This window comes from Nocardiopsis synnemataformans (genome assembly GCF_965343085.1).
Lineage (GTDB): Bacteria > Actinomycetota > Actinomycetes > Streptosporangiales > Streptosporangiaceae > Nocardiopsis > Nocardiopsis alborubida.
The window spans coordinates 19,375-31,776 of record NZ_CBDRFA010000027.1 but is presented as its reverse complement, the minus strand read 5'-3'; the positions used below and the strand labels follow the sequence as shown (position 1 = coordinate 31,776).

The 12,402-nt window shown below is 62.8% G+C and carries 11 protein-coding genes and 1 pseudogene; 3 read left to right on the top strand and 9 right to left on the bottom strand.

The features are described from left to right. Positions 1-524: 524 nt before the first annotated feature. The 3 genes from ACSIH6_RS17140 to ACSIH6_RS17130 are packed head-to-tail and all read right to left on the bottom strand — an operon-like array spanning position 525 to position 1,497. The gene (locus ACSIH6_RS17140) at positions 525-965 is read right to left on the bottom strand and encodes a DDE-type integrase/transposase/recombinase (RefSeq protein ID WP_435109345.1); all 441 of its coding nucleotides are present in this window, start codon (positions 963-965) and stop codon (positions 525-527) included. Continuing rightward, positions 959-1,201, bottom strand: coding sequence for a hypothetical protein (locus ACSIH6_RS17135; protein ID WP_435109306.1), 243 nt, complete (start codon positions 1,199-1,201; stop codon positions 959-961). Before ACSIH6_RS17135 ends, ACSIH6_RS17140 begins: the two co-directional genes overlap by 7 nt. After that, positions 1,201-1,497 carry a hypothetical protein gene (locus ACSIH6_RS17130; protein ID WP_435109305.1) on the bottom strand — a complete coding sequence of 99 codons (297 nt, stop codon included), beginning with the start codon at positions 1,495-1,497 and terminating at the stop codon, positions 1,201-1,203. The genes ACSIH6_RS17135 and ACSIH6_RS17130 overlap by 1 nt, the downstream gene beginning before the upstream one ends. A gap of 333 nt (positions 1,498-1,830) precedes the next feature. Here ACSIH6_RS17130 and ACSIH6_RS17125 point away from each other — a divergent pair, with 333 nt between their 5' ends. Beyond that, positions 1,831-2,895, top strand: coding sequence for an IS110 family RNA-guided transposase (locus ACSIH6_RS17125; RefSeq protein ID WP_435109304.1), 1,065 nt, complete (start codon positions 1,831-1,833; stop codon positions 2,893-2,895). Positions 2,896-3,427: 532 nt separating this feature from the next. On the opposite strand, the gene ACSIH6_RS17120 is transcribed toward ACSIH6_RS17125, so the two are convergent. The 3 genes from ACSIH6_RS17120 to ACSIH6_RS17110 all read right to left on the bottom strand — a co-directional run bounded on the left by ACSIH6_RS17120 (position 3,428) and on the right by ACSIH6_RS17110 (position 7,531). Next, the gene (locus ACSIH6_RS17120) at positions 3,428-3,577 is read right to left on the bottom strand and encodes a hypothetical protein (protein ID WP_435109303.1); all 150 of its coding nucleotides are present in this window, start codon (positions 3,575-3,577) and stop codon (positions 3,428-3,430) included. Between the two features lie 1,210 nt (positions 3,578-4,787). Continuing rightward, the gene (locus ACSIH6_RS17115; protein WP_435109302.1) at positions 4,788-5,888 is read right to left on the bottom strand and encodes an AAA family ATPase; all 1,101 of its coding nucleotides are present in this window, start codon (positions 5,886-5,888) and stop codon (positions 4,788-4,790) included. A gap of 1,145 nt (positions 5,889-7,033) precedes the next feature. Further along, positions 7,034-7,531 (bottom strand): hypothetical protein, encoded by a 498-nt coding sequence (locus tag ACSIH6_RS17110; RefSeq protein ID WP_435109301.1) that lies wholly within the window; start codon positions 7,529-7,531, stop codon positions 7,034-7,036. A 502-nt stretch (positions 7,532-8,033) separates the two neighbouring features. On the opposite strand from ACSIH6_RS17110, the gene ACSIH6_RS17105 reads away from it, so the two are divergent. Then, positions 8,034-8,363, top strand: a complete 330-nt coding sequence (locus tag ACSIH6_RS17105) for a hypothetical protein (protein ID WP_435109300.1) — start codon at positions 8,034-8,036, stop codon at positions 8,361-8,363. Between the two features lie 76 nt (positions 8,364-8,439). On the opposite strand, the gene ACSIH6_RS17100 is transcribed toward ACSIH6_RS17105, so the two are convergent. The 3 genes and pseudogenes from ACSIH6_RS17100 to ACSIH6_RS17090 form a co-directional block, all read right to left on the bottom strand. After that, complete coding sequence (locus ACSIH6_RS17100) at positions 8,440-10,035, bottom strand: hypothetical protein (RefSeq protein WP_435109299.1); 1,596 nt, start codon at positions 10,033-10,035, stop codon at positions 8,440-8,442. Between the two features lie 505 nt (positions 10,036-10,540). Continuing rightward, entirely contained in the window at positions 10,541-10,954 is a 414-nt protein-coding gene (locus ACSIH6_RS17095) for a hypothetical protein (RefSeq protein ID WP_435109298.1), read from the bottom strand. A gap of 453 nt (positions 10,955-11,407) precedes the next feature. Further along, positions 11,408-12,193: pseudogene (locus tag ACSIH6_RS17090) on the bottom strand (IS5 family transposase). Between the two features lie 85 nt (positions 12,194-12,278). Between ACSIH6_RS17090 and ACSIH6_RS17085 the strand changes: the two are divergent. Continuing rightward, positions 12,279-12,386, top strand: coding sequence for a hypothetical protein (locus ACSIH6_RS17085; protein WP_435109297.1), 108 nt, complete (start codon positions 12,279-12,281; stop codon positions 12,384-12,386). Positions 12,387-12,402: the final 16 nt, after the last annotated feature.

The following is a 12,402-nucleotide window of genomic DNA, read 5'->3' as shown; positions in this document are numbered from 1 at the left end:
GCAAGACCAACGGGACGCAGTGCTCTTCATTGTCTCACTGAGCATCAGTCTCCGGTGTGAGCTCCATTTTCGGGGACACCCGCTTCGCCAGTCCGGGCCGCCACTGGCTATCATCAGCTGCCAACCTGGTGCAGGGCGGTGTTGTAGTCGGCCGCGCGGGCGCGCTGCCTGGCGCAGTCACGGCGGCGCTGGTCCGAGGCCCGCGGCGCGGAGAACGTCTGGCGTTGGAGTGCGTCGGCAAGGCGGATGTTGCGGACTTAGCCGGTTCTGGAACGACTGGCTTCGGCCCGGGGCCCGGGTGAAAGGACTGGTCCGGCATGTAGCTCTTCGATGCGCACACTGGCATGGCGCAACGTCTCGGCCATCGCCCAAGCCCAGAACGCATCGGCTTCGGACTCGACCGCATCGAACACCTCGCCGCTGTCAAGGTCCTCGACCAGCTTCGGCAGGTGCGGCAGCCGCTGGCGGGTGGCTCGTTCATGCGCGCGGCCACGGCCCGCTTGCGCTTCTCCAGCCCTCGCGCGTCACTCTTGCTCACGGGGCAGGGCCCATTCTTGAAGGTCGAGGTAAAAGATGCGCACGGCCATCATCACCTGGGTGGGGTCGCCACGCTCGCGCCGGACCCCGGCCCGGCCAGTGTAGGAGCGTAGCCGCTCCCTCCAAGCCGCGACCACGTCGGCGGGCATCTCCAACGCGTCGATGCCAGGGTGGTGAGCTTCGATGGCCGTAGGCGAGGAATCGATCGCCCGCCCGACCACACGCCGCGAGCACACATCCAGCACCACCGCGCAGTAGACCTTGCCCTCCCGGGTGGGATGCTCGGTGATATCGGTGACCCACAACTGATCCAGGCCCTGGCGGGCGAACTGGCGATCCACCAGGTCGGCCGAAACCAGGTCCGGACGCGCACGCCGCCACTTCCGGCGGCCGACGATCCCCTTGATGCCGGCCCGGGACATCAGCATCGCCACCGTCCCATGCCAGACGCGCATCCCGCGGCCCAAGGTGAGTTCGGCGTGCACCCGCCGTCCGCCAGATCCACGCCGCTGGATGCGGCGTGGATCTGGCGGACGGCGTCGGTGAGCAGCACATGCCGGATGGAGCGGGCCGAGGGTCCGCGGTCGCGCCAGGCGTAGAACCCCGACTCCGACACCCCCAGGACCCGGACGGCGACCTGGACCGGATCTCCCTCCGTGGTCATCACCGCGATCGCCTCGAACCGTCCTTTGGGGGCACCACCTTCCCCAACAGCTCACTGGCCCGGCGGTGGATGGCCAGTTCGGCCTCCAACGCGGCGATGCGCTTGTTGGCCGCGGCCAGCTCGGTCTTCTCGGTGCTGGTCAGGCCCGGAGCCAGGCCTTGGTCGATGCGCTCCTGGCGCCGCCAGGCGTAGACCGTCTCGGCGGGAGATGTCCAGATCGTGTGCCACGTCCGCGACGCTGCGTCCGGCCTGGACCGGGTCCAAGACCTTGCAGCGGAACTCGGCGGGGTATCCACGACGTCCCACGATGCCCTCCTTCAAGGGTCACGTGGTCCCAGGATCCAGAAATCCGACTCCGAAAAACGCAGGACACACCAGAGCCTCCAATAAACAGTGAGGATGGAGGGGAACCGCTCGGTGGGAGTCTGACTTCCTAATAAACTGACGCGCCTGACGTCGCTGTCCTGGCCGGGACCCGTCGGCTCTCCTCGAGCGGTTCTCCACAGGGTCCGGACAACCGGTCCCGGACGGGACGTGACTTCATAGGACCCTGTTCCGCGTACCTCATCACTGTTGTGTCCGCCCGGACCGGTTCGGTCGTCCAGTACGCGAAGCGAAGGGGCCCCACGATGACCGCTGTGCTCACCGCCGCCACGCAACCTGTGATCGTCGCCGGTATCGACGCGCATAAAGACACCCACCATGCAGTCGTACTCGATGACAAGGAACTGCGAATCGCGGACCAGGAGTTCCCGGTCTCCACCGCCGGATACCGAGACCTTCTCGACTGGCTCACTCGTTTCGGTCTCCTGGACCGGGTTGGTGTCGAGTCGACCGGCTCCTACGCCGCGGGGCTGACGCGGCATCTGCTCGACGCCGGTGTCGACGTGGTCGAGGTCAACACACCCCACCCCCACACCCGAGCCTGCAAGGGCAAGGACGATGCGATCGATGCCGAGGCAGCCGCACGCAAAGTGCTGTCTGGAGAAGCCACAGCCAAGCCCAAGAGCACTACCGGCACCGTCGAGTCGATCAGGCTGCTCTCCTTGGCGCGCAGCTCCGCGGTGAAGGCCCGCTCGGCTGCGCTGACTCAGCTGCAGAACGCGCTGATCACCGCTCCCGCATCGGTGCGCGAACAGATCACCGCGCGTGGCGGGCGCGGCAAAACGTCCCAATGCGCCGAGCTCTGCCCCGATACCGCCCGGCTGCAGGATCCGGTTCAGGCCGCAAAAATGGCCCTGCGAGCTCTGGCCAGACGAGTGCATGAGCTGGACGAGGAGATCATCGCCGTCCAGACCCATCTGGACCGGCTAGTGGCCAGGACGGCTCCCACGCTCGTCTCCCGAGTCGGGATCGGGACAGGCCACGCGGCCCAGCTGCTGGTCAGCGCCGGGCAGAACCTCGACAGGCTCGGCTCCGAGGCCGGTCTCGCGCGCTTGTGCGGTGTCGCACCGATTCCCGTCAGTTCCGGAAAGTCCCGCAGGATGAGGCTGCATCGTGGCGGCGATCGACAGGCCAACCGTGCTCTGCGCATGATTGCCGTCTGCCGGCTCCGCTACGACCAGAGAAGCACTGACTACATGCGCCGCCGTCGTGCCGAGGGTCTGTCGAAGAAGGACGTGCTGCGCTGCCTCAAGCGCTTCATCGTTCGGGAAGTCTTCCGCGATCTGAGAACCGATCTCAGCCTCACTTGACATCTATAGGACCGTCCCGGCACGAGACGGGATGAGGGCGCATCGCAGATAGTAGACGTCGACCAGTTCGGCCATGCTGACCTGGCTCTTACGGAACAGGGAGCTCCAGAAGGTGCCAGGGTCGATGAAGCCCAGGGGCTCCAGCAGTTTCCACGCGGTGTGGATGCCCTTGAGGGTGCGTCCGAAGGTAACCAGCGACTAGGCGCACAGGTCCTTTTGAGGGCGTCAGCCGCGTGACGTTTGTCCGGCGGAGGATGCTCGGTCAGGGCCTGGGCGTGCCCAAACAGCTCCTGGGCTGATGGTGCGGCGAATGAGACCGAAGAGGCATTTGGGGCAGTAGGCCCACAGGAACCTTTATCCGGGCAGGAACAGGCGGCATTGCAGCAGGTATCACAGGCCTGCCTGGGTCTCGAACTTGCGAAACGCTTCGCAGCGCTAGTCTCCTTCCGATATGGCCCACAGTCGGGTGTCCTCGTCGCCCCTTGCGCTTGGCGGTGTCGTGGGTCTGCGGCTCGGGATAGGTGTGTCGCGGTCACCGGGTCTCCTTCAGCAGCACGGCCAGATCGGCCGGATCATAGCCGGAGCCGGGGTAGCCGTGGTGGGCGGCCGCGGCTGGTTCAGGAAGTTCTGCACGGGCGTGATGACCCATGCGCAGCGCGCAGGTGTGGCGCAGATCGTGCATCGTCCAGTTGGTGACCAAGGCGGCGTTGGCCCGGCGTACCACCACAACGCTTCATCGTCCAGGTACAGGCGCAGACAGACGAGGGAGTCCGGCCTCTCGGGCAGCCACTGCTGGGCGCGGGTGCCCTTGCGCACCACACGCATCAGCTGCTCGCCCCAGTCCACATCGGCGCCGCGTATGCCCAGCAGCTCCCCGGCGCGGGCTGCGGTACTAACGTCCAGCGACAGGATCGCCCGATCGCGGTTGCTGCCCATGGAGGTGAACAGCTTGTCCTAGAGCGGGTCGGGGATCACCCGCGACCGGCGGCGCGGCATCGCGGAGTTGTAGCGCAACGGACCTTGAGAGTCGAAGGGGTACAGCGGGTGGTGGTGGGCGTGGGGGGCGGCCCTCGCGTGTAGCGGCGGGCTGGTAGTCGTCGGCGGGGTAGCCGAGCGCGGCGGCCATCGAGGCCCTCTTCCAGTTCAACCGGTGCGTCAGGGTGAGTGTGTGGCCGCGGGGTACGTAGATGCGGCGCACCTGCGGCAGCAGCGATATGCCCAATTCGCCGAAGAGGACGATCCATGCCCGATTTTTCAGAGGCCTTTTTGATGAGTGGCCACTCGTGGGTCGCCCATCGGGCGATCTCGTCCTCATCGCGTTCGGCGGCCTTGCGCTGGGGTCGTCGCTGGCTCCAGCCCGGCCGCGCGCGGTCAGCAGTTGCCACACCGCCGAGGAGGACTGTTCCACCCCGCTTACCCGCTACCACCACCAAGCTCACGCGTACCAGCGTCCACAACTGGAACTCGAAACTGTGCGCCAACGCGCCCTCCTTCAGGGCCGAGCGCACCAGTTTCCACCTGGGCATCGGTCAGTTTGGGCGGGCGTCCGGTGGCCGGGCAGCGGCGCAATGCCGTTGTCCCATCCTGCTCCCACAGACGTTTCTAGCGCCGCACACTGTCCGCGCAGACGCCGAGTATCGAGGCGATTTCAGTGTGAGAGTGGTGGCCCTGGTCGAAGAGCTCGGCCGCGCGTATGCGCCGGGATTGGACCAGTTGCGGGTGGGTCAGCGGCGGAACGATTTCTTCAGGGTCGGAGGGCTGGGCGGTGAGAGGCATGCCGTGATGCTCACACTGTCAAGCCCCTCACCCGCGCACAACTGACGAAAAACTCAGTAGCCTAGTGGGCCGTGCCCCCTTCCCCTTAAGCTTCGGGGCAAGTGAGATGCCTGCTGTCAATAGGCGAAGCTGCGCTGGCCCTGCACTGCGAGTTCGACGCCCACGACCTTAAACGCCGGATTAGTCTCCTTGATGTCCCGTTCCTCGTCATCGTAGGTGTATACCGAGCTGTTCAGAGCGCTTGGGGATACCTCCAGGAGGTCGCCGCGATGTGTTACAGCCGCACGGGGGAAGGTGATGCTCACATCCGTTCCCGAAGGGTGCTCTACCATGAGGAAGATCTTCTTGGAGTCATTCGCGAATAGGTCGAGTGGAGCACTCGTGGTAACGCGTGTGTTGTCAGCGAAGATGCTCGTTACCGTGTAATAGACGCTCTCGACCTTCTTGATGTTCAGGTCACCGATGACCTCCTTGAAAAATTCTCCGGCGTTCAGTTCTGAGGCGATCGCTCGCAGGTGGTCGTAGTTGAGGTTGACCTTGCGGGAGAAGGCCACGACCTCATCGACCTGCGTATCATCGGCTTTGGGGGCTTGGTTGCGCAGGTAGCGACGTACGTCGTCCGCACTGGGGTAAGCGAAGCGCATGTGGTAGTGAAAGCGGCCCGGCCGGTTAACGAAGTAGTCGGAGAGGTCATCCAGCTCATTGACTGACACCACGTAGAGTCGCTTGGCGGTAGAAGCCCCATCAAACAACCCCAAGAACTGGTTCTGACGGTTGTCTTGGTCGGATTGCGTGCGCGCAGGGAACACTTTCTCAAATTCATCGAAGATAACAAGGCACTCTCCGAGAGAATCGAGAAAATCGGCTAGGCCGTCAGCGTCGGAGTCAACGATGATCACTGGCAGACCGAGCTGGATACGCACGCGCTCAGCGAGCATCCTGACCATCAGGCTTTTGCCCATGCCCTTGTCACCGCTGAAGAGTACGCCGAGGGCGCGTCCGGAGCGGTCGTAGGCGCGCATGATGCGGTCGAGTTTTGTGGTGTGCTCACCGTAGATGTCTTGGGTGTTCGTGGCCAGGTCGATCGTGCGGTGGAGCGTGAACCCTGCCAGTGGCGAAAACTGCACCTTGTAGGTGCCCGCAGGAAGAGCATCGTGCGTTTGCACGGACTGGTCGAATAAACGGAACGTGGGGCCGGTAGAGATGATGGTAGGCACGGAAGCACGAGTCACTTTTTTTCCTAACGTCTTTGTGGTTGCCTACAGAGCGCAAGCAAAGGCAGCAAGGGGAACAATGTTTCGCCCTTCGGTGCCTCAGGGAAAAGTTAAAGTTACCGGATGATACAGAACACCCATCCGGTGCGAGAATAGGGCATGCGGAGCCGGAATGGCTGGCCGTCTAGGAGAAGGTGTGAGTCCAGCGGTGAGGGTGAGCCTACATGATGCGGCCGGGCGTGTGTATTCCTTCGGCAGCATGAGATCAGTATTTAGGCGGCTTTCGCCAGGCGGGGTTTCCATACGGGGATTCCGACTGCTCGCGCGGCGTCGATCATGGATCGGGTACCGCGCCCGCCGGGAAACGCGATTACCCCGTCGGCACCGAGCGACGCCATGTGCTGGTTGCGTAGAGGACCAGCAACTTTCCCCTGCTTGGACCAGAGGGCAGGATAGGGTTCCACGGTCCATCCCAAGGATAGGGCCATATAGTGTGCGAGGCGATCAGCGCCCGGGGGCTCCAGTCGGCCGTCGCTCAGGCGCTTGAGATCGTAAGGTGACCCATCCTCTTCAAATGTTTTACAGGCCCCGTGCACGAGAGTGTGCGGGCCGGTATGGGCGAAATGACCGAGTGCATAGGCAACCACGGTCACTGTAGTGTAGTTACGTCCGCCAGTTGCAATGAAACGCATGGTCTCCCGCGGTTGTTCTCATGGTCTCAAAGATGGTCAGCTGCAAACGCGCGGTCCGGGTATGGCTTCAACTGCACGAGATCAGCGGCATGAGTAAATCATGCCATTTTTATATCCGGCACGCGTTTCGCGGGCGGGGTCACATCGCGCCTGGAGCATGAAGACTCCAGAATCCGGTGGCAGTTGTGGCTCGCAGGCCCGGAGGCGTTGGCCCGTTCCCGTCGCGACGAGTTGATACCAGAGTCATCGTTCTTGCGGTTGTGCCATTTCGGCTTCGGCCACCAGCCCCATACTCTTCCGATTGGGGCTATTACACCCATGACTTGTTGACCTGCAATGATGCAAGTTGCCTTCCGTCGCCCAAGCAAAAGGGAACATTATTGCGGAGGCAAAACAGCTACAGCTACCGTTGTGCAAATCTTTCCCAACAAGAATTTCGAGGACCACTGGCGCAACTCACGGGTTTTCGCACTTCACCTTTTCGCGGAGCTGACGGATCAGGTCCGGATATTCGGCAACAATGGAATTCGCCACCTCAGCCTCCATCCACTTCATAGACTTCAGCAGTTTCGCACATCGGTTGCTTGCATCATTAAATTCGTCTTTTTTCAGGGACTCGCGCTCCTCGAAGGCTAGTTGCGAATACAGATACATTGCCCTCTCGATGTAGGACTTTGCCCTTTCCTTCAAATTCAGATACTCGATCAGATCTATACCCTCGGGCGGGAATGGGTGAACCTTTCCCGGAACCTCACTGCGCTTCTCAGGTTCGTTTTCACGGTCCACGAACATGATCTCCTTACGAGTTGGTGCATGGTAGCAAGTGGCGCCGCTGAAGAATCGTGGCATGCGCTGGCTTTGGCGATCAAGGTTCACCGTTCGGTCCTGGCCCATTCCCGGCTCACCGGCCTCTTTCGGCACCACCTGGTCGCGCTCGTCGAGGAACTGGCCCACCACTGGGAGAGGACCATGGAGAATCGCCAGCACCGAGCCCGGGGCGGGCCGGGAGGCGGGTCACAGGTGCGAGCACCCGGCACCGCCTGGTCTTCGTCGACCGCCTAGTGGCCACTCTGATCCACCTGCGCCATGACCTGCGGCATACGGTCCTAGGCCTGCTGTTGGGGGTGGACCGCTCCACTCCTCACCCACGCCGCTGGCCAGATTCGCGCCCTGCTGGCCGAGCGCGGATACACGGTCCCCAACCCGCCCGGGAATGCGTCTGCGCGCCGTGGAAGACACCTTTCGCCTACGCCCACGCCGAGGGTGTGCAAGTGCGGCTGGAGGCCACCGAGATCCACGTCCGGCGGCCCCGGGCGGGCCAAGGCGGCGGGTGGGCGTTCGTCTCGGGCAAGAAGAAGCACGAGCACCATGAAGGCCATCGTCGTGGCCGACCACCGCGGGCGCACCTGGTGGGCCAACACGGGCGCGCCCCGGGCGGACGTACGACGCCACCGCGGTGCGCACCAGGGGCATCGACCCCTGCTTCAGCCATGTCCCCGACGCGGAGGTGCTGCTCGACGACGGCTGCCTCGGCCTGCGACGCGACTACCCGGGGAAGGCCTTCACTCCACCACGCACACCGAACAAGAGTGCCCTACCCGAGTTCCACGAACGGTGGAAACACCACCTCCACGCCCATCCGGCAGATCGCATCACTGTCGAGCACGCCCTGGCCGACCACAAGCGCGAGAAGCAACAGGGGCGTTGGACTCATCGGCGGGAGAACCTTCCAACCACCTACCGGGCCATCGCCGGGCTGGTCTGCGACTCCACCGCGAACACCTGACCAGCACCGCGGACGGGCCCACCATGCCTCACCCGCTATCACACACCAACTCGTTAGACTTCGAGCGATGAGCACCTCAGCGAGGTCTCACGCGGTGCGAGACCATAGCGCCCGCTTCGCGAGCCAGACTCAGCTCCAGGTAGCGCTGAGCTTGATTGAACAAGTATGGGCGCCCGTTACGCAGAGTGTCGTGCTTGGAGCGGTGCGGCAGCGCTCGCTGCGCGGCTCTATACAGGAGCCAAACCATCTGGTTCTCATCCCAAGATGAGGACGGGTTGACGTTCCGCTCATTTGCCAAGTATGTGCGCATGTGGCGGTACAGCGCGTTGAGTACCGAAAACTCGAACCGTGAGGCGTCATGGTTGAAGTCACCCAGGGTCTTGGCGTGAGGTTGAGCGACCATGTAGGCGAGTGCCGCTTCCTTCTGGGGGATTTCGGGTTCTTTCGCGCCGACGTTAAACTCGGCCATCGGCGTTTCCGCTGCGGCCTGGGCTAACTGCGCCCAGAGTTCCTCCCATGCCTGGACCTGTTTGGCGGTGTGTACGCCGTTCTGCTCGTGAGTGGGCTCTACGTGGCGGGTAAACGTCACCCAGTGGTGTTGGAGCACCTCGAAGTGGCCGCCCGCACCTTTCAGTACGCGCTTGGCGGCTGCAACGGGGAAGTCCCAGAAGCTCTGGGGCAGGGGGAGGATCAGGTGGTAGCCCAGACCACTCATGGAACGCTCGATGTAGAGCGCGGGCAACTTCAGCATCTCTGCGGCGAGTTCTGGCGGGCAAGTTTTCTCCACATCCAAGACCACGATGCCGTCGCTCTGGGCATCGACGTGAAATGCGGCATTAGCTGCATCGGGCAACATACGGGTCAGCTCTTCCAAGGTCACCAGGCATTCTGCGGAAACTTCGTGTGCCCCCCATAGGCGACCAGTGCGCATCAGCTCCAGCATGTTGAGTGGTGTTTTGTCGTAGCTGGAGACGGTCCAGCGGGCCTGAGGCGCCAGCAGCTGGATCACCGGATTACGATAGAACGCGGGGAACGTGGCGACCGGGTCGAAAAGGTGCGAAGGCGCGCCCATTTTCGGCGAAACCTGACCGGTTACGTGGCTCCCTTGAACACGACGCTCCCGATCAGGGCCTACTCCTTTCGTGTTTTGCTCGTCCTTATTTCCGAGGATAACACCGGCTATCTTGAGAGCATCGATGCAATATCGGACGGGCTCGTGCAGCACTACCTGAGAGATACCGATGCTCTTACTTTTGGTTCGGCCTGAATGGTAAGTGCGCAGTACGATGGTTACATCAAGCCCGTTAGCTAGTTCGCCTTCGAGTGCAACCTTGCGAATGCGTTCAGGATTATTTTTCTTGGGCTCGAAGACATGGGGAGGCAGCTCCGATGTGTCTTCGATTGAGTACCCGCGGCGTCCCGTGTTTTTGCCCTTCTTGTAAGTGAATATTTTGCTTTCCACATACCTCTCTTCGATGGTTAGATTTTTCTCGTTAGCGGGAATTATGCGGGCATCGACGAGGCTGATGATGCGATACGGGCGAGTCTTGATATGGCTCTGTCCACGCTTGCGGTGCTCCAACTGACTGGCAATGCGGGAGAAGACGATGTTGCCCCGGATGAGAACGATCTGGTTCTCCCTCAGGTGCCCTGTGGGGTCAGTGGTCGGCACGGGGGTAGCCTCCTGATCGGCGGTGGCTGGTTCTTGTCATTTTGGCTTTGGCGTCCTCGGAGGCATAGTACTTGCTGATGTGAAGGGATGGTGTCGAAGTATGGTTGCAGGCTGGCCTCGAGGGACCTTTCTTGTTCCGTGGATGCCTTTGGCGAAGAAAAAGATGGATGAGCGGACACAGGACTGAGGTATCACCGCGTGCCGGGTGACCAGGCACAAAGACATGAGTCCGCCTCCGCCAGAGTCAGGTCGCGTCCAGACCGAAGAAGGCACGCAAGCTCGCGTCCGGTCACCCTTTTGCCAAGCTCACCGTTGGATGCTCACCTCTCGCCAGCGACGGCCACAGACGTCTCACCCCCTAGATGGAAGGCGCATTACATATACGATCCTGTCTGCGCAGTGGTTGTCATGACTGAAGCAGACCTAGGCAAACGGCCCAGAGGTGGTCGTGATGTAACAGTGGATCACTGCGGCCGACGCGCTGTATGCGTCGGCCGCAGGAGTATCAGAACGGCGCCTGGTCGAAGTCAGGCTGCCTTTGCTTCCACACCGCTTCGGGCTCAACGCTGTCCAGTCTCAGCACGAACCCCCCACTGGGCTCGGCTTCGGCAGCATAGGAATCCCAGTACTCGCGGACCTCAGATTCAGCTTCGTCAGGGTCTGCGGCTTCGATCGTGATACGAGTGGATCGCTCCTCAGTGAACTCTAGGACGTACCGAGTGACTGGGGTCTCTCCCTGTTTAGGGTCGTCCATGCAGGTGTGATGGGCGAGCACGCGGCGGGCTTCATCGTCGGCGTACCGCTCGCAGGCCGTGTCTAGTTGCTCATCGGCTTTTCTGCGGGCCTCGGCAAAGGTAGAGGCAGCCACTGTGATGGTGTACGGTTGGATATTTTGGAAGTGAAGAGTGAAGTTGCGCATTATCCTCGTTCAGCAATAGCATCCACACTGCGCATCACCGCAGTGGGGGAGTCGGGGGACATATCCCGTGCAGATCGGCTGCTTCGGAGAGCGGCCGACGCATGGGGTGGGTCTAATACATCTGACACCCGTGCGACCAGGTAGTCGCCATAGGTGAGGCGTTCTCGTAGGGACGTGAGGTTTTAAAGACGCTATCCGTACGAGTTGCTCACCCAATCCTCATCTCGGGCCGGGTCTACTCCCGGCTAGAACTGAAGGATCTCCCACCATCCCCCAGGGGACTCCCGCAGCCCTGTGGACTCTGGTCCGGTTGCGCACCGCCTGACCCGCACTGCTGTGCACCGGATGGCTACTGAGTTTTTCTTTAGTTGTGTGGGCAAGGAAAGCTCGGTCGTGTGAGCATGGCGGTATGCTCCCGCGAGTCAAACCCGACACCCCCACTGAGAGCTCACCTCATTTGGTAAGTCGGCGGTAGCAGATCAGTGTGCAGGCGATGCCAGCGAAGGCCAGGAAGTGGTCGGCCGGTAGCCGCGGTGCAGGCGGCGGCATCCGGCCAGCCAGGCCATGGTGCGCTCGACCTGCCACCGGTGCCTGCCCAACCGTTGCGAAGACTCCACGCCCGGCGGGCCAGACGGTGGACGATCCCCCGCCAGCGGAGCCAGCGGCGCAGGTGGGCGTAGTCGTAGCCCTTGTCACCGTGCAGCTTGGCCGGTCTGCGCCGCCGAGGGCCACGGCGAGAGCGGATCGCGGGATCCCCTCCACCAGGGGTTGCAGCGCCTGGCTGTCATGGGTATTGGCCCCCGAGATCGCCATAGACAGGGGCAAACCCTGTCGGTCGGTGACCTGGTGGATCTTCGACCCCTTCTTGCCCCGATCGACAGGATTCGGACCCGTCAGGTCCCCCCTTTGAGGGCCCGCATGTTCACCGAGTCGATCGCGCACCGCGACCAGTCCAGCTCACCGGGGGAACCGGGCTCGTCCAACACGAGCCGGTGGAGCTTGGCCCAAACTCGGGCTGGGACCACTCGGCTAAGCGGCGGTGCGCGGTGGCACCGGAGGGGACGAACGTGGGCGGGACTTGGGCCAGGTGCAACCGCTGGTGGCCACGAAGATGATCGCGGCCAGTACCTGACGGTCGCCGTGTCTGCGCCGTCCACCGCCCTGGGGGCGGGTGGGCGCCTCGGGCACCACCCGCTGGAACAGTTCCCACGGCTCGTCCGGCACCAGCCGTTCCACCATCGACACAGGAGCAGGCTGTCGAGAGCCCAAATGAGATGAACTCTATGGCGCCATTGGGGCTGGGATCGCTTAGCCACTCGCTGCGATGGTGGCTTGGTCCCGGATCCGGCTCGATCACCACGCTCCGGCCCAAGTTGTCGTCGGCGCCCTGGTCGGCGTGGCTGCGACCAGCGTCTTCGTGTGGTCCAGGTAGCGGCGTCCGCGCTGCC